Source organism: Streptomyces sp. CNZ301 (assembly GCF_004217425.1).
In genome coordinates this window covers 3126246-3149430 of record NZ_SHLG01000001.1, presented here as the reverse complement: position 1 = coordinate 3149430, position 23185 = coordinate 3126246, and the positions used below count along the sequence as shown (strand labels likewise).

Below are 23185 nucleotides of genomic sequence, written 5' to 3'. Positions count from 1 at the left end.
CTCCGGGTACCCCGCGACGCGGTGCGCAGTTACGCGTGCCGCCGCCGTTACGAGCCGGCGCGGACCGGGATCGAGGTCACGAACGGCTGCGAGGGGCCCGGGTCGGTGAAGAAGTCGTTCCCCTTGTCATCCACCACGATGAACGCCGGGAAATTCTCCACCTCGATCCGCCAGACCGCCTCCATGCCCAGCTCCTCGTACTCCAGGACCTCGACCTTCTTGATGCAGTCCTGTGCGAGCCGTGCCGCCGGACCGCCGATGGAACCCAGGTAGAAGCCGCCGTGCGTGGCGCACGCCTCGGTGACCTGCGGGCTGCGGTTGCCCTTGGCGAGCATGACCATCGAGCCGCCGGCAGCCTGGAACTGCGCGACGTAGGCGTCCATGCGGCCGGCTGTCGTCGGCCCGAAGGACCCGGAGGCGTAGCCCTCGGGGGTCTTGGCGGGGCCCGCGTAGTAGACGGGGTGGTCCTTGAGGTACTGCGGCATCTCCTCGCCCGCGTCGAGCCGTTCCTTGATCTTCGCGTGCGCGATGTCGCGGGCGACGACGAGCGTGCCGGTCAGGGACAGCCGCGTCTTGACGGGGTGCCTGGAGAGCTCGGCGAGGATCTCGGGCATGGGACGGCCCAGGTCGATGTGGACGGCGTCGTCGTTGTCCGCGCCGGCGCCCTCGGTCAGCTGTTCGTCCGTCGTCTCCGGCAGGAAGCGCGCCGGGTCGGTCTCCAGCTGCTCCAGGAACACGCCCTCGGCGGTGATCTTCGCCTTGGCCTGCCGGTCCGCGGAGCACGAGACGGCGATGGCGACGGGGCAGGACGCCCCGTGCCGGGGCAGCCGCACCACGCGCACGTCGTGGCAGAAGTACTTGCCGCCGAACTGCGCGCCGATGCCGATCTTCTGCGTCAGTTCGAAGACCTGCTGCTCCAGTTCCTTGTCGCGGAATCCGTGCCCCGCGGGGGAGCCCTCGGCGGGCAGCTCGTCGAGGTAGTGCGCGGAGGCGTACTTGGCGGTCTTCAGCGCGTACTCGGCGCTCGTGCCGCCCACCACGATCGCCAGGTGGTACGGCGGACAGGCGGCCGTTCCCAGCGAACGGATCTTCTCCTCCAGGAACTTCATCATGCTCGCCTCGTTGAGGACGGCCTTCGTCTCCTGGAAGAGGAAGGACTTGTTGGCGCTGCCGCCGCCCTTCGCCATGAAGAGGAACTTGTAGGCGTCGCCGTCCGTCGCGTACAGCTCGATCTGCGCGGGCAGGTTCGTGCCGGTGTTCTTCTCGTCCCACATGTTCAGCGGCGCCATCTGCGAATAGCGCAGATTGAGCTTCGTGTACGCGTCGTAGATGCCGCGCGAGAGGGCCTCCTCGTCGCCGCCGCCGGTGAGGACCTGCTGGCCGCGCTTGCCCATCACGATGGCGGTGCCGGTGTCCTGGCACATGGGCAGCACGCCCGCGGCGGCGATGTTCGCGTTCTTCAGCAGATCGAGTGCGACGAAGCGGTCGTTGGCGCTCGCCTCCGGGTCGTCGAGGATCCGGCGCAGCTGCGCCAGGTGCCCGGGCCGCAGGTAGTGCGAGATGTCGTGCATGGCCTCGGCGGCCAGCTTGCCGAGCGCCTCGGGTTCGACCTGGAGGAAGGTGCGCCCGTCGGCTTCGAAGGTCCGCACTCCCTCCGCGGTCACCAGGCGGTAGGGAGTCGTGTCCTCGCCCAGCGGGAGCAGATCGGTGTACGTGAAGTCCGGTCGGGACGGGCTGGCGGCCATCGTGGGGTCTTCCTCTCGTACGGCGCGTACGGCTCTCGGCTGGGCCACCCTCCTTGCTGTCCTTGCCGTTCCGGACGGGAGCCGGGGGAGGAACCAGGAGGAGAGCGCGTCCATCAGCGTAGAGCGCCGGGCCGCGGCCGTGTGGGGGAGGTCGGCTTCACCGCTCCCCGGCGGTGGGCGGAGTGCTTCGATGCGGCCACGGACCCAAGGGTCTGTCGTTCGGGTCTCCGCGGGCCCGCGACGACAGCTGTGGCGCCTCGCTGCGTTGTCGGAGTCATCCAAGTACGCCCAGTACGAGGATGGCCCTCCGCCTTGCGATGTACCGCATCTGAGGCCGCGGGCTGATCCACGCAGATCCGAACGACAGACCCTAGTCGCGATCTATCGCGTTTGGGTAGGCTGCTCATGTGACTGATTCGCCGCTTGAAAAGAAGCACCCGGAGACCAGGCCAGCGGTCAAGGAGGCCGAGGCCGGCGGTGGTTCCGTGCGCGCCTCGGACGCCGACCGCGACCGCGTCGCCGACATCCTCCGCGAGGCGATGGCGGAGGGCAGGCTCGACGCGGAGGAGCACTCGGAACGCGTCGACGCCGTCTACAAGGCCAAGACGCTCGGCGAACTCGAGCCCCTCGTACGGGATCTGCCCGCCGGCGGCACTCACGAGGCGCCCGCCCCCGCGTCCGCGGAGTACCGGACGCAGGCGCCCGCGCACGGAACCGGTACCAAGGACAACTTGGTCGCCATCTTCAGCGGGGCCACGAGGAAGGGCCGCTTCCGGGTCCCCGCGAAGATCAACGCGTTCGCCTGCTTCGGCGGTATCGACATCGACCTGAGCGAGGCGGTCTTCGAGCAGCAGCATCTCCAGATCAACGCGACGGCGATCTTCGGCGGTATCGACATCCGCGTCCCCGAGAACGTCACGCTCCGGCAGAAGGGCGCCGGGATCTTCGGTGGCTTCGACATCCACACAGCGGAGTCCGGCGATCCGGACGCCCCCGTCGTGCTGGTCGAAGGGGCCGCGGTCTTCGGCGGCGTCGAGGCGAAACCGAAGCGGGGCAAGCGGATCCGGGATCTGCGTGACCGGATGCGCAAGGAGCTCTGAGCACCCGGGCGCGCGCTGGAGCCGAGGCGTGGAAAGCGCCTCGGTGGGAGACGGGGTGGAGATCGGGCACAGAGAATGCGCCGCATTCCTACGGTATGCATACCGGTGCACACAGCGGGTAGAGCTCCGGCATCGTTTCACGTACGGCGGCAGCGCGAACTGCCGTGCGCAGCAAGTCGGGTGAAGGTGCCCCCCGTCGTCCCCTTCAGGAGTTCACCGTGCTGCAACCGCCGCATCAGTCCCTTCAGGCAGCCGCCTCGGTTCCCGCGCAGCGACCGTCCGCGCGCGAGGACGAGGAGGGCCCCTGGCACTCGGAGGCGGTCTGCCGCCGGGACGAGGCGGGACTCTTCTTTGCTCCCTCGAAGGAGCCCACAGCGGCGAGGCTCTCGCGCGAGCAGGCCGCGAAGCGGGTCTGCGCCCGCTGTCCCGTGCTGATCGAATGCCGTGAGCACGCGCTGGTGCTGCCCGAGCCGTACGGCGTGTGGGGCGGACTGACCGCCGCCGAGCGAAGGGTTGTTCTGGCCAGGCGCCGCAGGCGTGAGGCCGCTGCCGCCGCCGAAGCGGGGCAGGTCTCCCGCATCGCCTGACCGGGCCGCTTCGCGCCGCACGAGCCGGTGCACCGGGCGCACGGCGCGCCGTGCCGTGCACTGCCGCGCCGATCCGCGTCCGGCCTTGCCGTCCGTGCCGGCCCGTGCCGGCCCGTGTCGAACCCGGGATTCCGCAGCGCCCCGTGGCCGCGACCGGCCGCGGGGCAGGGAGCGTGCCCTGTCCCGCGTAAAGCCCGGCGTCCCCGGCGCGAGCCCGGGCGCGCGGCGGGGGACGCCGGGCTTTACGCGGCCGGAACAGTGTCTCGCCACAATCGCGCGCATGAGGATCGAGCAGGTCGCGTGGACGGACGCGGACGCCGTGGCCCTGCGGGCCAGGCAGCGGGTCGAGATCGCCGAGAGATACGGCACCCCGGACAGCGAGCCCGGTGTGCCTCCCTCGGAAGCGGACGTCGTGGTGTTCGTCGTGGCGTACGAGCACGGGGGCACCGCGGTGGGCTGCGGCGGGCTCCGGGACCTCGAAGACGGCACCGGCGAGATCAAGCGGATGTATGTGACCCCGCCCTGGCGCGGGTCCGGGTTCGCGGCACGGATCCTGCGCGCGCTGGAGGACCGGGCGCGTGCCCGAGGCTGGCGGAGCCTCCGGCTGGAGACCGGGGACCGCCAGCCGGAAGCCGTGCGCTTCTACATGCGCGCCGGCTATGTGCGGATCCCCAACTTCGGCGCTTACGCCGGGGTCGAGGCGTCCCGCTGCTTCGAACGGAAGCTGTGACGGCCCCCGCCGCGAACCGGTCAGCCTTCCCTGCCCCGGCCTGCCCCGGACAGGCCGGACGGGCCTAGCGTGCGCGGTCGAAGTCGACGGCGCTGTACGCCCGCAGCTTGGAGAGCTTGTGCGTCGAGTCGATCATCCGGATCGTGCCGGACTTCGAGCGCATCACCAGCGACTCGGTGAAGGCCCGCTCGCCCCGGTAGTGCACGCCGCGCAGCAGTTCGCCGTCGGTGATGCCGGTGGCGACGAAGAAGACGTTCTCCCCGCTGACGAGGTCCTCGGTGTGCAGCACGCGGTCGAGGTCGTGTCCCGCGTCGAGCGCCCGCTGCTTCTCCTCCTCGTCCTTGGGCCACAGCATGCCCTGGATCGTGCCGCCCAGGCACTTGATCGCGCAGGCCGCGATGATGCCCTCCGGTGTGCCGCCGACGCCCAGCAGCAGGTCGACGCCCGTGCCCTCCCGCACGGCCATGATCGCGCCGGCGACGTCGCCGTCCGAGATGAACCTGATGCGGGCGCCGGCCTCCCGCAGCTCCTTGACCAGGCCGTCGTGCCGGGGGCGGTCGAGGACGACGACCGTCACGTCGTCCGGAGTGCAGCCCTTGGCCTTGGCGATGCGGCGGACGTTGACCGCGGGCGGGGCCGTGATGTCGACGAACTCCGCAGCTTCCGGGCCGGTCACCAGCTTGTCCATGTAGAAGACGGCGCTCGGGTCGAACATCGAGCCGCGTTCCGCCACCGCCAGTACGGACACCGCATTGGACATGCCCTTGGCGGTGAGGGTGGTGCCGTCGACCGGGTCCACGGCGACGTCGCACTCCGGGCCCGTGCCGTCACCGACCCGCTCCCCGTTGTAGAGCATCGGCGCCTCGTCCTTCTCGCCCTCGCCGATGACGACGACCCCGTTCATCGAGACCGTCGAGACGAGGTGCCGCATCGCCTTCACGGCCGCGCCGTCCGCGCCGTTCTTGTCGCCGCGGCCCACCCAGCGTCCGCTGGCCATGGCACCGGCCTCGGTGACCCGTACGAGTTCGAGCGCCAGGTTGCGGTCCGGAGCCTCGGGGCTGACGTCGAGCGGGGCGGGGAGGTGCTGATGATCGGTCATCGGGGCACACCTTTCTGCACGGCTGTGACGACTCGGCCGGGCTGCTGAGGGTCCTTCGAGGGTACCCAGCAACCGCCAGAGTGAGCAGGGGGCCCCACGGATGAGCAGGCGGGGCCGGGGGCCGCCGGGCACCGGGCCCGGGCCGGGACCCGCGGGCCGGGCGGTTTCCGGCATGGGCGACGATGGGGGCGTGGCAGCACAAGCAGAGCAGGCGGAGCGCAGGCAGGGCAGCCGGACGGTGCGGGGCATGGTGCCCTCGCTGGCCGTGGTCCTGCTCGCCGCGTTCTTCATCTACCTCTTCGTCCCGCACGACGAGAGCCAGGACCCGGTCAAGCCCGTCGACTACAAGGTCGAACTGGATTCCGCCCGCCGGGCCGCGCCCTACCCCGTGCTGGCGCCCGAGGGGCTCCCGGAGAAATGGCGTGCCACCTCGGTGCGGTACGAGGCGGACAGCCCCGACGGCCGGGCCTGGCATCTGGGCTTCATCACGCCCGACACCCAGTACGCGGCTGTCGAGCAGAGCGACGAGAAGCGTCCCGTGAAGTACATCGAGGACGTCACGCACGGCGCACGGAAGACGGCGAAGACGGTGCGTGTGCGGGGCGAGGAGTGGACGCGGTACGAGGGCGAGAAGTACGACGCGCTCGTGCGGGTCTCCCCGGGCGGCTCCGGCCCCTCCGCCGGCGACGCCACGGCGGGCGAGGGCAAGGGCCGGGGCGAGGGCCAGGAGAAAACCCAGGACAAGGGCAAGGACCGCCCGTACACCACCGTCGTCACCGGAACCGCCTCCTTCGCGCAGCTCCAGAAGATGGCTGCGGCGCTCAGCCCTGGCGGCGGCGCGGGCGAGGGCTGACGGCCCCCGCCGCGCCGACCGCCGAGCCAAACGCCGCGCCGCCCGGCGGGCCGCCCCGGCGGAACAGTGCCTTCCCCCGGAGCCAGGTCCCTCAGACCGTCGTCACCGCGTCGTCGTAGGCGAGACGCGGCAGGCGCGGCTTGTACGCGTCCTGGCCTGGCCTGCCGATGTTGATCACGAGCAGCGACTTCTGCTTGCCGTCGCCGAAGAACTCCTTGTCGACCCCGTGCCGGTCGAAGCCGCTCATCGGGCCCGCGGCCAACCCCGCGGCACGCACTCCGAGGATGAAGTAGCCGGCCTGGAGCGTGGCGTTGAAGGTGCCCGCGGCCTCGCGCTTCTCGGCCTCGGCGAAGAAGGTGTCCTTCAACGTCGGGGCGTGCGGGAGGAGTTCGGGCAGCCGCTCATGGAACTCGAGGTCGACGGAGAGCACGGCGGTGAGCGGAGCCGTGGACGTCTTGGGCCGGTTTCCCTCCGCCATGTGCTTCACCAGGCGGCTGCGGGCTTCGGGGGAGCGGACCAGGGTGATCCTCAGCGGGCACTGGTTGAACGCCGTGGGCGCGTACTTCACCAGCTCGTACACCGCTTTGATCTGCTCCTCGCTGACCGGCTCGTCGGAGAAGGTGTGCGCGGTGTGAGCGTCGCGGAAGAGCAGATCCTGGGCGTTCTGGTCGAGGGCGAGAGTCATGTGGGGATGCCTTGCCTTTGCTTGCTGTTGTTCGAGAGGGGACTCGAAGGAATCGGAACAAGGGGACTCAGGACGAAGGGCCCGCCGTGGGCGGACCTCTCGCTTCCCTCACCGAACAACCTGGCGGCACGCAATCTTCCGCTTCGTCGCCCCGGATTCCCCGCCCTGCTCAGCGGCCGTCTTCGGCCCCGTCCGCTCCCTCGGCCCCGTCCGCGCCGAGCGGGCCGGACTCCGCGTCCGCCGCGGCATCCGGATCCGCGTCCTCGCCCGCTTCGGCTTCCGCCTCGAGCACCTCGTCCAGCCGGGCCCGGGCACCCTCCAGCCATTCGCGGCAGACGCGGGCCAGTTCCTCGCCGCGCTCCCACAGCGCCAGCGACTCCTCGAGCGTCGCGCCGCCGGCCTCCAACTGCTGGACGACACGCACCAGTTCGCCCCGGGCCTGCTCATAGCTGAGCGCGGAACGCACCTGCTCCCTGTCCGTCTCCACGCCCGATTCCGTCCCAGTGTCCGAGGTCATACGGCAACCCTAAGCGTCCGGTCCGACAGTGACGCCGAACTCCCCTTCCGCGACCCGGGCGCGCAGCTTCTCCCCTTCCGAGGTCTGCTCGGGGCTCCTGACCACGCTGCCGTCCTCGCGCTGAAGCACCGCGTACCCCCGCTGCAGCGTCGCCGCCGGCGAGAGCGCGACGACACGGGCGCGCGTGTGCGCGAGCTCGTCCTCCGCCCGCTCCAGGCGGTGCCCCAGCGTGCGCCGGGCGCGGGCCAGCAGGAAGCCGACCTCCTCGGCGCGCTCCTCGACCATCGAGTACGGGTCCGCCATCGCGGGGCGGCTCATGACGTCGGAGAGCCCCCTGCCCTCCCGGTCCAGAAAGGCGTTGATCACCCGGTAGGCACGCGCCCTCAACTCCCGTACGCGCTCGTGCTCCTCGCCCACGTCGGGGACGACGTCCTTCGCCGCATGCGTCGGCGTGCGGGAGCGCAGATCGGCCACGAGGTCGAGCAGCGGGGCATCCGCCTCGTGCCCGATGGCCGAGACCACGGGCGTGCCGCAGCCGGCGACCGTGCGCACGAGCTGCTCGTCGGAGAAGGGCAGCAGGTCCTCCATGCTGCCGCCGCCGCGCGTCACGATGATCACGTCGACGCCGGGGAGCGCGTCGAGCTCCCGCACGGCCTCGATCAGCTGCGGAACGGCCCTCACCCCCTGGACCGCGGTGTGCCGCACCTCGAACCGGACGGCCGGCCACCGCTCCCGCGCCGTGTGCAGCACGTCCCGTTCGGCGTCCGAGGCGCGGCCGGTGACGAGGCCCACCCGCCGCGGCAGGAACGGGAGCGGCTTCTTGCGCTCGGCCGCGAACAGCCCTTCCGCGGCAAGGGACTTCTTGAGCTGCTCCAGGCGAGCCAGCAGCTCCCCGATCCCCACCGGGCGGATCTCGGACGCTCTCAGCGACAGCGTGCCCGCCCGCCCGTACCAGACCGGCTTGGCGTGCACGACGACCCGCGCGCCCTCGGAGACGACATCCTTCACCCGGTCGAAGACGTCGCGGAAACAGGTGACGCTGATGGACACGTCGCGCGAAGGGTCCCGCAGGGTGAGGAAGGCCACCCCGGCCCCCGGCCTCGGCGAGAGCTGGATGATCTGCCCCTCGACCCACACCGCGCCGAGGCGGTCGATCCAGCCGCCGATCAGCCGGGAGATCTCACCGACCGGCACCGGAGCCTCGGGGGAGGTGATGAGAGCCATGGGAGGACCCTAACGGCCGCCACCGACACCGCCGCCCGGTGCGGACATGCCCTTCACTCGGCGCCCGCCCGCAACGCCCTTACGATGGACGCATGTCTGCAACGCCCTCCCGTCCCCTCGGGCTCCGCCCTGGGGAGACCCCAAGGTCCGCCGCCGACGCCCCCCAGACCTCCGACGCCGGCCCCGGCGGCCGCCGCCGCGTGCTGCTCGCCGCCCCCCGCGGCTACTGCGCCGGCGTGGACCGCGCGGTGATCGCGGTCGAGCAGGCTCTGGAGCAGTACGGCGCCCCCGTCTACGTACGCCACGAGATCGTGCACAACAAGTACGTGGTGAAAACGCTGGAGAAGAAGGGCGCGATCTTCGTCGAGGAGACCTCCGAGGTGCCCGAGGGCGAGATCGTCATCTTCTCCGCGCACGGCGTGGCCCCCGTGGTCCACGAGGAGGCGGAGCGCGGCAAGCTGGCGACGATCGACGCCACCTGCCCGCTCGTGACGAAGGTGCACAAGGAGGCCGTGCGCTACGCCAAGGAGGACTACGACATCCTCCTCATCGGGCACGAGGGCCACGAGGAGGTCATCGGCACCAGCGGCGAGGCACCCGACCACGTGACGCTGGTCGACGGCCCGGAGGACGTGGAGAACGTCGAGGTGCGCGACCCGGAGAAGGTCGTGTGGCTCTCGCAGACCACCCTCTCCGTCGACGAGACGATGGAGACGGTCGACGCCCTGAAGGGCCGCTACCCGAACCTGCTCTCCCCGCCCAGCGACGACATCTGCTACGCGACGCAGAACCGTCAGACCGCCATCAAGCAGGTCGCCAAGGACTCCGACCTCGTCCTCGTCGTCGGCTCGAAGAACTCCTCCAACTCCGTGCGCCTGGTGGAGACCGCCGTCGCGCACGGCGCCCGCGACGGCCGCCTCGTCGACGGCGCGGAGGAGATCGACGAGGCATGGCTGGAGGGCGTGACGACCATCGGCCTCTCCTCGGGTGCCTCCGTGCCGGACGTGCTGGTCGAAGGCGTGCTGGAGTGGCTCGCGGAGAGGGGCTGGGAGGACGTGGAGATCGTCCAGCCCGTCGAGGAGCGCATGCAGTTCTCCCTGCCGAAGGAGCTGCGGCGCGACTTGCGTGCCGAAGCGGCCCGCAAGACCGGCTGACCCAACCGGAGTCCGCGAGCGCGCGCCGGGCGGCGCCGGAAGGAAAGCCCGCCCGGCGGCGACCGGGCCGGACGGCGTCAGTAGCCGCCGGCCTCCGCCGCTGCCTCGTCCTCGGCGTCCTCGGCCTCCCTCAGCGCACGCACGCGCGACTGCTGGATCATGAGCGCGATCTTCCGCACCGTGACGACGAGCACCGCGAGCAGCGTGCCGGAGTAGAGCCAGAGGGCGTTGACGGCCAGTACCGGGAAGAGGTTCGTCAGACGCTCCGTCAGGGACTGGCTTCCCGTTCCGCCGCTGATGAAGAAGAGGCCGGCGGTGAAGGCGAGCGGCACGGCGACGGGGGCGGTGACGAGGTCCGTGGGACGCACCCATGCCGCGCAGACGACGCAGACGACGAGGAACGCACCCCCGTACACGGCGGGCGAGCTGCCCAGCAGCCACCTGTCGGCGGCTCCGGTCAGCAGCATCAGCAGCACGGCGAGGAGACCGTCCCCGAGCGCGGTGAGACGGGCGCGCGGCAGCCAGGAGAGCGCGTCGGTCAGCGGTGCGGGGATGAGCGGGAAGCGCAGCTGTGCCTGGTAGAGCGCCGCGGCCTCCTCACGTACGGCGCCCGGACCGGTCCGCCGTCGCGGCGCCCCGGAGGCGGGGTCCGGGACCGCTCCCGGTGTGCGCGCGCCGGCGGCGGGCGGCTCCGCGGACCCGGCCGCCTGTGCCGCGGCCGCCGCGGCGGCTCTCGGTTTCCCGCTGCGTGGGCGGCGCTGCCTGTTTCCCCGGATCTCCGGCTGCTCCCGTTCCTGCCCCTGCGCCTGCCCCTGACCGGGGTCTTTCCCACCCGTGTGAGCGCTGTGCTGCTGTTCCACTGCACCAACGTAGGCCGCGTCACCGCTGTTCACCGGGGACGGACACGCGTTGGCCGTCAGTTCGAGCCCGTAGACTGGTTGACCGGCCGGACTCGCTCCGCGCGTCCCACGTCCTCTGCACACCTCAGATCTCGCTACGGGAAGTCGCCACGTGTCGCTCACGATCGGAATCGTCGGCCTGCCCAACGTCGGCAAGTCGACCTTGTTCAACGCCCTGACCAAGAACGAGGTGCTGGCGGCCAACTACCCGTTCGCCACGATCGAGCCGAACGTCGGCGTGGTCGGCGTGCCGGATCCGCGGCTGGGCACTCTGGCCGAGCTGTTCTCGTCGGAGAAGGTCCTGCCCGCCACGGTGGACTTCGTCGACATCGCGGGCATCGTGCGAGGGGCGAGCGAGGGCGAGGGCCTGGGCAACAAGTTCCTGGCCAACATCCGTGAGTCCGACGCCATCTGCCAGGTCATCCGCGCCTTCCACGACGAGAACGTCGTCCACGTCGACGGCAAGATCTCGCCGAAGGACGACATCGAGACGATCAACACCGAGCTGATCCTCGCCGACCTGCAGACCATCGAGAAGGTGCTGCCGAGGCTGGAGAAGGAAGCCCGGGTCAAGAAGGACAAGCAGGCCGAGGTCAAGGCCGTGCAGGAGGCCAAGGACATCCTCGAACAGGGCCGGACTCTGTTCTCCGCCGGCCTCGCGCAGGGCAGTGAGGCGGCGGCACCGCTGCACGACCTGCACCTGCTGACGACGAAGCCCTTCATCTACGTCTTCAACGTCGACGAGGACGAGCTCACCGACGAGGAGTTCAAGGAGAGCCAGCGCGCGCTCGTCGCGCCCGCCGAGGCGGTCTTCCTCAACGCCAAGCTGGAGGCGGACCTGGCGGAGCTCGACGAGGACGAGGCCCTCGAGCTTCTCCAGACGGTCGGGCAGGAGGAGCCCGGCCTGGCGACGCTCGCCCACGTCGGATTCCGCACGCTCGGCCTGCAGACCTATCTCACGGCGGGCCCGAAGGAGTCCCGCGCCTGGACGATCAAGAAGGGGGCCACGGCTCCCGAAGCCGCCGGCGTCATCCACACGGACTTCCAGCGCGGCTTCATCAAGGCGGAGGTCATCTCCTTCGACGAGCTGGTCGCGGCGGGCTCCGTCGCCGAGGCCCGCTCGAAGGGCAAGGCCCGCATGGAGGGCAAGGACTACGTGATGCGCGACGGAGACGTGGTGGAGTTCCGCTTCAACGTCTAGATGTATTGATCATGAGCGTTGTTGACGCCCGCAGGTCTTGATCATGGCGAAGACCTCCGGTGTGGTGGAGGTGTCTAGGCTTCACCGCACAACGGAGGTCTTCGTGTCCCACCGTAATGCCCGGCTGACCGTGCACGGCAGGCGGTTGCTGGTCGAACGTGTCCGCTCGGGGTTTCCGGTAGCGCATGTGGCTGCCCAGATGGGCGTCTCGCGCACCACCGCGCACAAGTGGATACGCCGGTTCGCTGCAGAGGGCGATACCGGCCTGGCCGACCGCTCCAGCCGCCCGCACCACCTGCCGAACCGCACACCGCCGGGCGTTGAGGCCCGCATCTGCGCCTTGCGGGCCGAGCGCAAACTCGGGCCTGCTCGCATCGGCCCGATCCTGGGTATGCCGCCCTCCACCGTCCACCGGGTCCTGACCCGCCATGGCCTGCACCGTCTGTCCTGGCTGGACCGGCCCACCGGCCGGCTCATCCGCCGCTACGAACGCAGCCGGCCCGGCGAACTTGTCCACGTCGATGTGAAGAAGCTCGGGCGCATCCCCGACGGCGGTGGCTGGCGCATCCACGGCCGGGAGGCGGCCCGGGCGGCCCGGCCGCAAAGCCGTCGCCGCACCGGCTACGACTACATTCACTCCGCCGTCGATGACCACACCCGCCTCGCCTACAGCGAGATCCATCCCGATGAGAAGGCCACCACGTGCGCTGCCTTCCTGCGCAGGGCGGCAGCCCACTTCGCCACGCTGGGCATCGACCGCATCGAACGGGTGCTGACCGACAACGCCTGGTCCTACCGCAAGAGCGACCTGTGGAAGCAAGCCCTGACCGATCTCGGCGCGGTCGGCAAGCGCACCCGCATCTACCGGCCGCAGACCAACGGGAAAGTGGAGCGCTTCAACCGCACCTTGCTCGATGAATGGGCCTACCTGCGGCCCTACGCCACCAACGACCAACGCGCCACAGCGCTGACAGACTTCCTCCACAGCTACAACCACCATCGCTGCCACACCGCACTCGAAGGCAAGCCACCGATCAGCCGTGTGAACAACGCATCAGGTCAATACATCTAGACGGTCTCCGGAACTGCCGCCCGACCTGCGACGGCACGGAGGGCGGCTCAGCGGTCCACGTAGGTTCCGCAAGGCTCTCTCGCCTGTCGGCCGTGATCAGCGGGAGCCAGCTCGCTCGCTCTGAGCGGTGCCGGACGCTCCCAGGCAACCGGGCCGACCCTGCTATGGGCCAAGCGGCGGCTCATCGACGGTATCCGGTGGGGGTGCGGGTCGGGGCACCCTTACGGGACGTCCTCGCGTGCTGCAGATCCTGGCAGGCGGCCTATGTCCTGTTACCGCCGCGGCAACGCAACGGGACCCGGGCACACCTCCTGGCCGCCTTGACGATGCTCCACGTTCGAGGCGGTGACGGCCGGTCCCCGCATCGGCCGGCCCGGCGGTGACCTTTCCCGCACCCGCCCGGCGGCGCGTACGCGCCGACAGGGCCGGCTCCCACGCCACCGGCAGCCACCTGCACCGACGCGGCATCGTCAGCACCATCCCCGACTCCGAGGACCGGATCGACACCGGCCACTCGCCCCCAGGACAGGCAGGAACCGGCACCCGTTCGGCCCAGGGCCTGTCCGGGCGCATCGGATGCCTCTCTGGCGTGCGCAGATCGTTGCGAGTTGCATCGAAGTTGTGCGTACCGTTCCGCCGGTGGCGTCCGACCCGGTCGGTGAGCCTGTGGCGTCGTAGTCGGGCAACCCGCCGGCCAGCATTCCGCTGCCAACCGATGCAAGCTTGGAGGTATGGAGTGAAAGGGCGCGGCTATGGCTCAAGGGGATTCACCTCCCGAACGGGGCACGGTGGATCGGTCGGAAGGGTTCGGTGAGCGGCTGCTGGGTTTGCTGCTGGACCGGGCGCACGAGATGCCGCCGCAGCTGATCGCTCCATTGATCGCTGAAGAGATGGCCAGAGTCGGCGGCCGCGATGTCTCGGTCCTCCTCCAGGACTATGCACAGTTCATGCTCGTGCCGCTGCCCGGTCGAGGGCTGGCCGACGGTGAGCCCGAGCCGATCTCGCACTCGCCTGCAGGGGCCGCTTTCCTGCGCGCGACCGCTGTAGAAGTACCGCAGACGGACGGAGTACGGATGTACCTGCCGCTGCTGGACGGCGGCGGGCAGATCGGGGTCATGATCGTCACCTTGGACACCGTCGATGACCACGACCGGCGGCTGCTGCACAGGCTCGCCGGCCTGGTGGCCCACCTACTGGTCATCAAGAGTGAGTACACCGACCAGTTCTTTCAGGCCCGGCGCCGTCAACCGATGACCTTGGCGGCGGAGATTCAATGGTCGCTGCTGCCGCCGCTGGCGATGTCCGTCCCGCAGGCCGAGCTGGCGGGAATCCTGGAGCCCACCTATCACGTCGCCGGCGACAGCTTCGACTACGCCCTCAACGACGACATCCTGCACGTGGGCCTCGTCGATGCGATGGGACACGGACTGGACGCCGCCAATATGGCGTCCATCGCCGTCGGTGCGTACCGGTACGCCAGACGTGCCTACGTCGACCTGTCCTCCGTCTACTCGTGCATGGACGATGCGATCGCCGACCAATTCGGGCCCGAGGGCTTCGTCACGGCGCAGATGATGCGTCTGAACATCTCAACCGGAAAGCTGGCGTGGGTGAACGCAGGCCATCCCGCGCCGCTGTTGATTCGCAATCGTGAGGTCGTGGGGCGACTGGAGTCCCCCACTACGCTGCCGGTTGGTCTCGGGGGTCAAGATCCCCAGATCAGCGAGCACTCACTCCAGCAAGGCGACAGGGTTCTGTGCTTCACCGACGGCCTGATCGAGGAACACGAAGCCGGCGAGGAGCAGTTCGGTGAGCGGGCGCTCATCCGCGCGATCAACCGCATCGAGCAAGCGGAGGAAGGCGTGCGAGAAGCCGTGCGCACGCTTTCTCACATGCTGAGGGAGAAGCGGGGCTGGCGGACCAGCGACGACGCGACTCTGTTGCTGGTGGAGTGGCGAGGCGGCGCCGCCGACCACCTCGCAGTCCTGGAGTGATCCGTGTTGGGTCACGCCCCCTGGCGCCCCAGGGCGGACGGACCGGCGAGCTGAGCGGCCGGACGTGCCTGACAGGAGCGCCGTCCTCGTCTTCGACGCACCAGTAGTACGGGATCCCGGCTATCCCCATGCCCGATTCGCCGCACACGGCGGTCGCACAGCCCCACCCCGCTCGGCGCTCTCGGGGGCCGGCCGTTCGCGGCGCGTACTCGGCCGGGGTCCGGCGGCGCCGCGGGGTCCCGGAATGTGAACGATTCAGCCCGCGTGTGGAGGCTCTGAGCAGCTGCTCATCACATCGGGTGAAACCTTGGTCGTCGGTTGCGAGCCGCGACGGCGAGTTGCCAAGCTGTTGCCCATTGTCAACTTAACCATCTGTCGCGACCTTCGCAGGCCTGGCCTTCGAGAACGGGGAGGGCACTCGTGCCATTCGGTGAACAGCCCGCCTACCTCCGCGTCGCCGGTGATCTCCGGCAGAAGATCGTCGGCGGTGATCTTCCTCCGCACACCCGGCTGCCCTCGCAGGCGCGTATCCGCGCGGAGTACGGCGTCTCGGACACCGTCGCCCTGGAGGCCCGCAAGGTGCTGATGGCCGAGGGTCTGGTCGAGGGCCGTTCCGGCTCGGGCACGTACGTCCGGGAACACCCCGTGCCGCGCCGCCTCGCCCGCAGCGGCTTCCGCGCCCTCGGGGAATCCTCGCCGTTCCGGCAGGAGCAGGCGGACGAGGACGTGAAGGGCACCTGGGAGTCGCGCAGCGAGCAGGAGGACGCGAGCCCGCTCACGGCCGAGCGCCTGCGCATCGAGCCCGGCGAGCGCGTGATGCGGACCACGTACCTCTTCCGTGTGGACGGCGAGACCGTGATGCTCTCCACTTCGTGGGAGCCCCTGTCCCTGACGGGCCGCACGCCCGTGGTGCTGCCCGAGGACGGGCCGCTGGGCGGCAAGGGCGTCGTGGAGCGGATGGCCGCCATCGACGTCGTGGTGGACAACGTCGCGGAGGAGGTCGGCGCCCGGCCGGGCCTGGCCGAGGAGATGCTCGAACTGGGAGGCGTTCCGGGGCATTCGGTGCTGGTCGTGACGCGTACGTTCTTCGCCGGCGGGCGCCCCGTGGAGACAGCGGACGTGGTCGTCCCGGCCGATCGTTTCCGCGTCTCGTACCACATGCCCGTCAGGTGACCTGCGGCCTCGTGTGCGAACGTGTGGCCGAAATCGATTCCTCGTTGTGCCAACTCGAATGCGCTGAGTGAAGGCCGGGCGTAGGCTCCGGCATATGCGAAGCGTAAGCGGTGACGGTGAAACTGTGCTGCCCTGGCACGTCATAAGGGAGGACGGCCACGGCAACCGCTATCGCGTGGGCAGCTACGCCACCCGTACGGAAGCACAGCAGGTGGCCGACCGGCTCGACCGGAGCGGGGGCCGCGCAAAGGGCGGCTGCGGGGGAGACGCCAGCTATCTGGTCGAGCCTGTGGAGTGCGCGAGCGGCGAGTACGCCTGACTCGTCCCAGAATCGGAAGCAGGGACACCTCGTTCCCGCCTGCCCGGACGGGCCGGGCCGGCTGCTACCGGATCAGGGACGTGGGCGGTGTGAGCACAGGACCCTCCGAGGGAGCTGCCTCGATCCTCGACACCCTCCGGGTCGGAATCGTCGTGCTCGACGCGAACGGAAAGATCCTCCTCTGGAACCCGATCACCGAGGAGATCCTCGGCTGGCGGGCCGAGCAGGTCGTGGGCAGACGCATCCAGGACTTCCTCGAGGACGGGTACGACGAGGGCGAGCGCCGGCGCGACCAGGCCCTGCGGGACGTGGGCCGCTGGCGCGGCATCCTGCGTGTCCTGCACAGCGCCGGCCACCGCGTCACGGTCGAGGGCCGCGTCACACTCCTCCAGGACAGGCAGAACCGTCCGGTCGTCCTCGCCAACATCGTGGAGACCAGCAGAATCCGCGCCGTCGAGCACGACCTGGCCGCACTGGACGCGCTCTTCGCCTCCTCACCGCTCGGCATCGCCCTGTTCGACACCGACAGGCGGTACGTGCGGGTCAACGAGGCGCTCGCCAGGCTCAATCAGGTCAGCGCCGAGGAGCACATCGGAAGGACCGTCCACGAGATCCTTCCGTCCTGGATGGCCGCCGAGGTCGCCGCCGTGCAGTCGAGCGTGCTGGAGACGGGGGAGCCCGTCGTCGACTTCGTGCTGCGGGACCCGGAGGGCCCCGGCGCTCTGTCCGTCTCGTCCAGCAGGCTCACCACCGGCAAGGGCGAAGTACTCGGCGTGAGCGGCGTGTTCATGGACGTCGCCGAGAGGCACGAGGCGCTGGAGAAGATCGAGGCGGCGCGTGAGCGGCTGTCGCTGCTCGACGACGTCGGCGTGGGACTCGTCGACCGGTTCGACGTGGCCGCCATCTCCCAGGCCCTCGCCTCCAGCCTCGTACCGCGCCTGGCCGACTACGCCGGCGTGATGCTCACCAGCGCGGCGGCGCACAGCGGCGACCTTCCCCGCATCGAACTGCTCACCGGGAAGCCGCTGTTCCAGCTCGGCGTCGCGGCACGCGACGAGGGGCCGACGGTGCACCGGATGCTCCGCGTCGGCCAGGACGTCCCCTTCCTCGCCGACTCCCTCTTCGGCCGGACGCTCGCCAGCGGCGTGCCCCACGTCGCGTCCTCACCGGGCGAACTGCTCGCCGCCACCTATCCCGGTGACCCGAAGTTGCAGGCCGCGCTCGACCTGGACGTCCATTCGCTGATGGCCGTGCCTCTTCGCGCGCGAGGCGTGGTGCTCGGCCTGCTCGTCGTCAGCCGCGCGGGCGGCCGCGAACCGTTCGGCAGGGACGACATGGCGCTGGCGATGGAACTGGCCGACCGCGCCGGAGTCTCACTGGACAACGCCCGCCTGTACGCACGTGAACGTGCCGGTGCGCTGATGCTCCAGCGGAGCCTGCTGCCCCAGAAGGTCCCGGAGCCGCCCGGGGTGAGGGTGGCCTACCGCTATGTGCCCGGCAGCAGCGGAACGGAGGTCGGCGGCGACTGGTTCGACGTGATCCCGCTCGCAGGCGGCCGGGTCGCGTTCGTCGTGGGCGACGTGACGGGTCACGGACTGCACGCGGCCGTGACGATGGGACGGTTGCGCACGGCCGTGCGCACACTCGCCGGGCTCGACCTGTCACCCGACGAACTGCTCCGGCGCGTCAACGATTTGGCGGACGACTTCGTCCAGAGTTCGGACGATCCCCTCATCGCCACTTGTGTCTACGCCGTCTACGACCCGTCCACGCGCCGGTGCACCGTCGCGAAGGCCGGCCACCCGCCGCCGCTGCTGCTCACCGAGACTCCCGACGGCAGCTGGGAGGCCCGGCCTGTCGAACTGCCCCCGGGCGCCCCGCTGGGCGTCGGCGGCGTGGCCTTCGAGTCCTTGGAGCTGGAGATCGCCGAGGGCTCCGTGCTGATCCTCTACACCGACGGCCTCATCGAATCGCGTGGCGAGGACATCACCCAGGGCATCGGGCGGCTCTGCGAGATGCTCTCCGGCGGCCCCGTCCACCGGGACCCGGGCACACCCGCCACCATCGAGGAGGCCTGCGACAGCGTCATCGAGGACCTGGACAGCAGAACGGCGTCACAGCCCTCCGACGACGTCGCCCTGCTGATGGCGAAGTTCGGCGGGCTCCCGCAGGGCAGCGCCGCGTCGTGGACCTTTCCCGCCGAGAGCTACGCGGTGCGCAGGGCACGTGACGTGGTGCGGAGGACCCTCCACGAGTGGGGGCTCGACGCCCTGGAGGACACCACCGTGCTGCTGGTGAGCGAGCTGGTCACCAACTCCCTGCGATACGCGCACGGGCCCATCGGCGTCCGCATGGTGCGCGGCAGCTCGCTGCTGGTCGAGGTGCGCGACCCGCTGCCGGACCCGCCCCGCGAACGCAGCGCCCTGCCCGACGACGAAGGCGGGCGCGGCATCCGTCTCGTGGCCAGGGAGGCGCGCCGTTGGGGCACGCGGCACGGGCCGATGGGCAAGACCGTCTGGTTCGAACTCCCCCTCTGGTGAGGCAGGTTTACGGACCCCGCGGCGGGTGCGCCGCCCACCTCGGCAAACCGAGCGGAACCGCCCGCACCCCTGCACCCGCGATGCGCCCTCGTTGAAGATGGTTCGAACCGGCGCAGCCTGGTTAGGAGACAGTTGTCCCTGCCGGAGGAGGTCAGGGGAGCGCACGGAGGTGTGAGGCCGCACGTCAGTTGTGAACAGGGACGGGAATTACGAATTTCGTGCGGCGATCGGGAAGAGCGTGTTCCGGGTGCCTTGCGCCTGCCACACTGCTCGGAGCCGGTGCCACACTGGTCACGGGAAGGGGCGGCGTTGAGCGATATCCCTGTGGAGGCGGCAGGCAAGCCGGACGACGTCCGCCGCGCTCTCGCTCTTCTCAACGCGGCGGGCGCCCGTATCGGCAACTCGCTCGACCTGGAGACGACAGCCCGCGAGCTGCTGGACGTCGGTGTCCCGCAGTTCTGCGATCTCGCCTCCGTCGACCTGTACATGGATGTTCTCGCCGGCGACGAGCCGCGCCCCGTCGGCCCCGGCGACGGCAGCGGGGAGCTGCGCCGCGTCGGGTTCGCGAGTTCCGTCTCGGAGGCGCCGCCGTCGCTCACCCGCGAAGGCCAGGTGGGAACGACCGGTGCGAGCCCGGTGACCGTCGGGGCGACGCACTGCTACCCCTTCAACACCCCCTGCGCGCAGGCACTTCGCAGCGGACGCGTGCAGCACATCCCGGGGCAGGACGGCACCGTGCCGGTCCAGTTCGGCGCCGTCGTGCAGTCGACGCTCGCAGTGCCCATGGTCGCCCGCGACAGGGTGCTGGGCCTGGTGCAGTTCTCCCGCGTCAAGGGCAGCGAGCCGTTCGGGGAGCGGGACGCGGCGCTCGCCGCCGAGCTGGCCTCCCGCGCCGCCGTGTGCATAGACAACGCGCGCCTGTACCGCAGGGAGCACGAGCGGGCGCTGATACTCCAGCGCAGCCTGCTGCCGCCCGGTGACCCCGAAGCCGCCGGCCTCGACATCGCCTGCCGCTATCTGCCCGGCAACCCGGCGACCGAGGTCGGCGGCGACTGGTTCGACGTCATCGAACTGCCCGGGCACCGCACCGCCGTCGTCGTCGGCGACGTGATGGGCCGGGGCCTCCGCGCCGCCGTAGCCATGGGCGAACTGCGCACCGCCGTACGGACGTTGGCGCTCACCACGGACATGGAGCCCGCCGAGGTGCTGGGCGCGCTGGACGAGATCGCCCGCGGGCTCGGCGACACCCCGGGCTCGCAGCGCAACGGCAGCGGTGACCTGGCGGAGGTCTACCTCGCCACCTGCATCTTCGCCGTCTACGACCCCGTCTCCCGCCGCTGCACCATCGCCAACGCCGGCCATCTGCCGCCCGTCCTGGTCGAACCGGACGAACCGGCCCTCATGCTGGAGGTCCCCAAGGGGGTACCGCTGGGCGTGGGCGGGGAGCCGTTCGAAGAGATCGAGATGGCGCTGCCCGACGGTGCCATGATCGCGCTCTACACCGACGGCCTCGTCGAGTCGCGCGAGCACCCCATCGACGAGGGCCTGGGCGCGCTGCGTGCCGCTCTCACGGACGCCACCGCCTCCCTCGAGAACGTCGCCGACCAGGTGCTGACGACCCTCAACGTGCACCACGGCGAGGACGACATCGCGCTCCTCGTCGCACGGTTCCAGGGCCTTCCCGCGGGCGCCGTCGGCGACTGGACGCTCTCCGCCGAGCCGCGTTCCGTCGCCCGTGCCCGCGAGCTGACGCGCGAGCAGCTGTCCGAATGGGAGCTGGGCGGGCTCGCGGACACCGCCGAACTGCTGGTGAGCGAGCTGGTGACGAACGCGCTGCGGCACGGCGAGGGCGAGATACGCCTGCGGCTGCTGCTGGACCGCACCCTCGTGTGCGAAGTGTGGGACTCGGGCCTGGTGCAGCCCCGCCGGCGCCGCGCCCATGTGACGGACGAGGGCGGTAGGGGCCTTCAACTGGTCGGCCTGCTCAGCACCGGGTGGGGCAGCAGGCGTACGCACCGCGGCAAGACCGTCTGGTTCGAGCTGGCACGCCCCGGCGAGGACTCCAAGCCCGCCGACCCGACGGAAGCGCTGCTCAGCCTCTTCTGACGCGGGGCGTCCCGCTCCCGGAACAACGGCCGCCCCGGCCCCGGAGCGCCGGGGCCTCTGGCCGGCGCAGCCCGGACTCGCGCCCGCGTTCCTTCAGTTGCCGGAGAGCTCCCAACCGTCCGCCTGTACACGTGCGTTGTCGCGCGGACGCACGCTCATGAAGACGGGCCGCGCACCGCCGAGCACCCGGATGTCGTCCAAGTAGACGCCCCTGCCCTGCTGTTCCTCGTCCGTGACGTAGCGCCAGCGCACCGCGGTCACCCCGTCGGGCAGTTCACCCGCGGCGTGCAGCCAGCGGCGCGCGGAGAAGCCGGAGAAGTCGCCCTTGCTCTCCCAACTCCGGCGCCCCGCACGCAGCTTCAGGGGGACGGGCTGCCAGGAGGCGTCCTCGCCAGGCTTCGCCGTGGTGGCCTCCACCGTGCAGACGTCGGTGGACTGGGTGTCGTACCAGAGCCGGAAGCGCAGCGAGGCCTTGTCGTTCACGGCCTTCTTCAGCGGAACGCGCAGAGTCGCGGTGTCGGCGTCGCGCTGCCCCGAGTACCAGGCGGCGGACGCGACGGCGGGACGCACCGGCACAGCGCGCGCCAAGTGCCGTGCGGGGGCGCGGCGGTAGTCGCTGACCGTGCCCCAGTCGCGGGTGGGGTGCACGCGGTTGGCCATCAGGACGAAGAGCGTGCCGTCGATCGGGTCGGCCACCAGGCAGGGCCCGGTGTAACCGGTGTGGCCCGTCGTCACGGGCGAGGTGAGGGCGTCCATGTAGAAGCGCTGGTCGAGCTGCCAGCCCAGACCGCGTGCCGCCTCGGGCCCCATGTCCGGGTTCTCGTTGGTGATCATGGAGCGGACCCAGTCCTCGCCGAGCACGCGGTGCCCGCCGTAGGTGCCGCCGTTCAGCACCATCTGCCCGAAGACGGCCATGTCGGCGGCCGTCGAGAAGACGCCCGCGTGACCCGCGACGCCGCCCAGGTAGTACGCCTTCTCGTCGTGCACCGAGCCACGCACGATGCCGCGGCCCGTCCACGGCATGTACTCGGTGGCGGCGACCCTCTCCAGCTTCGACTCCGGGGGGTTGTAGCCCGTGTCCCGCATGCCGAGCGGCTCGGTGATCAACTCGGCGACGAGTTCGTCGAGCCCCTTGCCGGTGACCTCCTCCAGGAGGCGTCCCGCGGTGATGAGGTTGAGGTCCGAGTAGGTGTACTGCTCGCCCGGCGGGCTCTTGAGCGGCTCCGCGTAGACGGCGGCGATGCGGGCCTCGTTGTCCGGGTAGGGCTTCAGGTCCATGTCGGCCTTCATGCCCGAGGTGTGGTTCACCAGCTGCCGTACGACAATGGGGGACTTGGCGGGATCGGCCTTGTCGAAGTCCGGCAGATGGCGCGCGACGCGGTCGTCGAGGCCGAGCTTGCCCCGCTCGGCCTGGGCGACCAGCACGACCGACGTGAACAGCTTCGAGACCGACGCCATGTCGAAGATCGTGTCCGTCCGCATGTCGACCCACTGGTCACGCGGCAGCTCCACGGCCTTCCCGGCAGCCGCGTCCCACGCCGCGTAGCGCAGTGCGTGGCCGCGCGCCGCGTGCTCGACCACCACACCGTTCCTGGCGGCCAGCAGGACGAAGCCGGGATGCGAGGGATGAGGGCGGCCCGGCCCGGGGCGCATGTACTCCTCGGCCGTGGGCACGAGCCGCTCGACCTCGGCGCGCAGCAGGCCCGCGCGATGCGGGCTGCCGCGGCGCAGCATGCGCGGGCGGAAGCGAAGATCGTCCGGCGTCACCGTGGGTGGTCCGCCGACGTCCGAACCGTTCGGCGCCGAGGCGAAGGCGGGGACGGAGCCCGGGCCCACTCCGGTCGCGAGCGCGGCACCGCCAACGGTGCCGAGGAACTGCCGGCGTCTCATCGTGAATCCTCTGCGCTGGTGCGGACGTGGTGGGAGCTGGCATGTCCGGGCCTGCCACCGGCGAGGGTGGTCACGGTACGTTCGCCCGTATCCCAGAAGCGTATCCAGCTCGCGGCTTCCGGGCGCGCTCGTACGCGTATGCCGTTGGTGCGACCACTGGCGGCCGCCAGGCGCACGGCGCGGCCCGCGGAGCCCGCGGGAGCCCCGGAGAGCCGGGAAACGGCGGGACGGAGGCAGGGGGCGCAACGGGGGCGCGCGGTAGCACGCCCCCGTGACACACCTCACCTGCCGTGACGC

The 23185-nt window shown here is 70.7% G+C and carries 19 protein-coding genes; 12 read left to right on the top strand and 7 right to left on the bottom strand.

Annotation, left to right across the window (positions count from 1 at the left end):
* Window positions 1-47: 47 nt before the first annotated feature.
* A complete protein-coding gene (locus EV375_RS13455) occupies window positions 48-1745 on the bottom strand; it encodes a fumarate hydratase (RefSeq protein WP_130301823.1) in 1698 nt (565 codons plus the stop codon).
* A 407-nt stretch (window positions 1746-2152) separates the two neighbouring features.
* On the opposite strand from EV375_RS13455, the gene EV375_RS13450 reads away from it, so the two are divergent.
* From EV375_RS13450 to EV375_RS13440, 3 genes are all read left to right on the top strand, one after another.
* Complete coding sequence (locus EV375_RS13450) at window positions 2153-2845, top strand: DUF1707 and DUF2154 domain-containing protein (RefSeq protein ID WP_130299651.1); 693 nt, start codon at window positions 2153-2155, stop codon at window positions 2843-2845.
* 218 nt (window positions 2846-3063) lie between these two features.
* The gene (locus EV375_RS13445) at window positions 3064-3432 is read left to right on the top strand and encodes a WhiB family transcriptional regulator (RefSeq protein ID WP_130299650.1); all 369 of its coding nucleotides are present in this window, start codon (window positions 3064-3066) and stop codon (window positions 3430-3432) included.
* 280 nt (window positions 3433-3712) lie between these two features.
* The gene (locus EV375_RS13440) at window positions 3713-4162 is read left to right on the top strand and encodes a GNAT family N-acetyltransferase (RefSeq protein WP_130299649.1); all 450 of its coding nucleotides are present in this window, start codon (window positions 3713-3715) and stop codon (window positions 4160-4162) included.
* 64 nt (window positions 4163-4226) lie between these two features.
* Here the strand turns inward: EV375_RS13440 and glpX are convergent, their stop codons facing one another.
* Window positions 4227-5261, bottom strand: coding sequence for a class II fructose-bisphosphatase (gene glpX / locus EV375_RS13435; RefSeq protein ID WP_130299648.1), 1035 nt, complete (start codon window positions 5259-5261; stop codon window positions 4227-4229).
* Window positions 5262-5433: 172 nt separating this feature from the next.
* On the opposite strand from glpX, the gene EV375_RS13430 reads away from it, so the two are divergent.
* Window positions 5434-6114 carry a DUF4245 domain-containing protein gene (locus tag EV375_RS13430; protein ID WP_130299647.1) on the top strand — a complete coding sequence of 227 codons (681 nt, stop codon included), beginning with the start codon at window positions 5434-5436 and terminating at the stop codon, window positions 6112-6114.
* 91 nt (window positions 6115-6205) lie between these two features.
* Here the strand turns inward: EV375_RS13430 and EV375_RS13425 are convergent, their stop codons facing one another.
* The 3 genes from EV375_RS13425 to xseA all read right to left on the bottom strand — a co-directional run bounded on the left by EV375_RS13425 (window position 6206) and on the right by xseA (window position 8540).
* Complete coding sequence (locus tag EV375_RS13425; RefSeq protein ID WP_130299646.1) at window positions 6206-6799, bottom strand: malonic semialdehyde reductase; 594 nt, start codon at window positions 6797-6799, stop codon at window positions 6206-6208.
* 169 nt (window positions 6800-6968) lie between these two features.
* Window positions 6969-7316 (bottom strand): exodeoxyribonuclease VII small subunit, encoded by a 348-nt coding sequence (locus EV375_RS13420; RefSeq protein WP_130299645.1) that lies wholly within the window; start codon window positions 7314-7316, stop codon window positions 6969-6971.
* Window positions 7317-7325: 9 nt separating this feature from the next.
* Window positions 7326-8540: an exodeoxyribonuclease VII large subunit gene (xseA, locus tag EV375_RS13415; RefSeq protein ID WP_130299644.1), complete on the bottom strand. Its 1215-nt coding sequence runs from the start codon at window positions 8538-8540 to the stop codon at window positions 7326-7328.
* A gap of 92 nt (window positions 8541-8632) precedes the next feature.
* Here xseA and EV375_RS13410 point away from each other — a divergent pair, with 92 nt between their 5' ends.
* Window positions 8633-9694 carry a 4-hydroxy-3-methylbut-2-enyl diphosphate reductase gene (locus EV375_RS13410; RefSeq protein WP_207228103.1) on the top strand — a complete coding sequence of 354 codons (1062 nt, stop codon included), beginning with the start codon at window positions 8633-8635 and terminating at the stop codon, window positions 9692-9694.
* A gap of 77 nt (window positions 9695-9771) precedes the next feature.
* Here EV375_RS13410 and EV375_RS29100 read toward each other — a convergent pair whose 3' ends face one another.
* Entirely contained in the window at window positions 9772-10554 is a 783-nt protein-coding gene (locus tag EV375_RS29100) for a DUF6542 domain-containing protein (protein WP_165434728.1), read from the bottom strand.
* A 151-nt stretch (window positions 10555-10705) separates the two neighbouring features.
* Here EV375_RS29100 and ychF point away from each other — a divergent pair, with 151 nt between their 5' ends.
* The 7 genes from ychF to EV375_RS13355 all read left to right on the top strand — a co-directional run bounded on the left by ychF (window position 10706) and on the right by EV375_RS13355 (window position 20998).
* A complete protein-coding gene (gene ychF / locus EV375_RS13395; protein ID WP_130299641.1) occupies window positions 10706-11794 on the top strand; it encodes a redox-regulated ATPase YchF in 1089 nt (362 codons plus the stop codon).
* A 103-nt stretch (window positions 11795-11897) separates the two neighbouring features.
* The gene (locus EV375_RS13385; RefSeq protein ID WP_130298818.1) at window positions 11898-12866 is read left to right on the top strand and encodes an IS481 family transposase; all 969 of its coding nucleotides are present in this window, start codon (window positions 11898-11900) and stop codon (window positions 12864-12866) included.
* Window positions 12867-13618: 752 nt separating this feature from the next.
* Window positions 13619-14860 (top strand): PP2C family protein-serine/threonine phosphatase, encoded by a 1242-nt coding sequence (locus tag EV375_RS13375; protein ID WP_130299640.1) that lies wholly within the window; start codon window positions 13619-13621, stop codon window positions 14858-14860.
* Window positions 14861-15280: 420 nt separating this feature from the next.
* Complete coding sequence (locus tag EV375_RS13370; protein ID WP_130299639.1) at window positions 15281-16033, top strand: GntR family transcriptional regulator; 753 nt, start codon at window positions 15281-15283, stop codon at window positions 16031-16033.
* Between the two features lie 94 nt (window positions 16034-16127).
* Window positions 16128-16352, top strand: coding sequence for an SPOR domain-containing protein (locus tag EV375_RS13365; RefSeq protein ID WP_130299638.1), 225 nt, complete (start codon window positions 16128-16130; stop codon window positions 16350-16352).
* A gap of 89 nt (window positions 16353-16441) precedes the next feature.
* The gene (locus EV375_RS13360) at window positions 16442-18892 is read left to right on the top strand and encodes a SpoIIE family protein phosphatase (RefSeq protein WP_486588460.1); all 2451 of its coding nucleotides are present in this window, start codon (window positions 16442-16444) and stop codon (window positions 18890-18892) included.
* 309 nt (window positions 18893-19201) lie between these two features.
* The gene (locus EV375_RS13355) at window positions 19202-20998 is read left to right on the top strand and encodes a SpoIIE family protein phosphatase (protein WP_130299636.1); all 1797 of its coding nucleotides are present in this window, start codon (window positions 19202-19204) and stop codon (window positions 20996-20998) included.
* A gap of 93 nt (window positions 20999-21091) precedes the next feature.
* Here EV375_RS13355 and EV375_RS13350 read toward each other — a convergent pair whose 3' ends face one another.
* On the bottom strand, window positions 21092-22888 hold the full coding sequence (locus EV375_RS13350) for a serine hydrolase (protein ID WP_130299635.1): 1797 nt from the start codon (window positions 22886-22888) through the stop codon (window positions 21092-21094).
* Window positions 22889-23185 lie beyond the last annotated feature (297 nt).

What these genes read in the sequence shown, in the direction of transcription:
- EV375_RS13455 (WP_130301823.1), bottom strand. Translation starts at nt 1,745, where the DNA reads ATGGCCGCCAGCCCGTCCCGACCGGACTTCACGTACACCGATCTGCTC.
- EV375_RS13440 (WP_130299649.1), top strand. Translation starts at nt 3,713, where the DNA reads ATGAGGATCGAGCAGGTCGCGTGGACGGACGCGGACGCCGTGGCCCTG.
- glpX (WP_130299648.1), bottom strand. Translation starts at nt 5,261, where the DNA reads ATGACCGATCATCAGCACCTCCCCGCCCCGCTCGACGTCAGCCCCGAG.
- EV375_RS13430 (WP_130299647.1), top strand. Translation starts at nt 5,434, where the DNA reads ATGGGCGACGATGGGGGCGTGGCAGCACAAGCAGAGCAGGCGGAGCGC.
- EV375_RS13425 (WP_130299646.1), bottom strand. Translation starts at nt 6,799, where the DNA reads ATGACTCTCGCCCTCGACCAGAACGCCCAGGATCTGCTCTTCCGCGAC.
- EV375_RS13420 (WP_130299645.1), bottom strand. Translation starts at nt 7,316, where the DNA reads ATGACCTCGGACACTGGGACGGAATCGGGCGTGGAGACGGACAGGGAG.
- xseA (WP_130299644.1), bottom strand. Translation starts at nt 8,540, where the DNA reads ATGGCTCTCATCACCTCCCCCGAGGCTCCGGTGCCGGTCGGTGAGATC.
- EV375_RS13410 (WP_207228103.1), top strand. Translation starts at nt 8,633, where the DNA reads ATGTCTGCAACGCCCTCCCGTCCCCTCGGGCTCCGCCCTGGGGAGACC.
- EV375_RS13375 (WP_130299640.1), top strand. Translation starts at nt 13,619, where the DNA reads ATGGCTCAAGGGGATTCACCTCCCGAACGGGGCACGGTGGATCGGTCG.
- EV375_RS13365 (WP_130299638.1), top strand. Translation starts at nt 16,128, where the DNA reads ATGCGAAGCGTAAGCGGTGACGGTGAAACTGTGCTGCCCTGGCACGTC.
- EV375_RS13350 (WP_130299635.1), bottom strand. Translation starts at nt 22,888, where the DNA reads ATGAGACGCCGGCAGTTCCTCGGCACCGTTGGCGGTGCCGCGCTCGCG.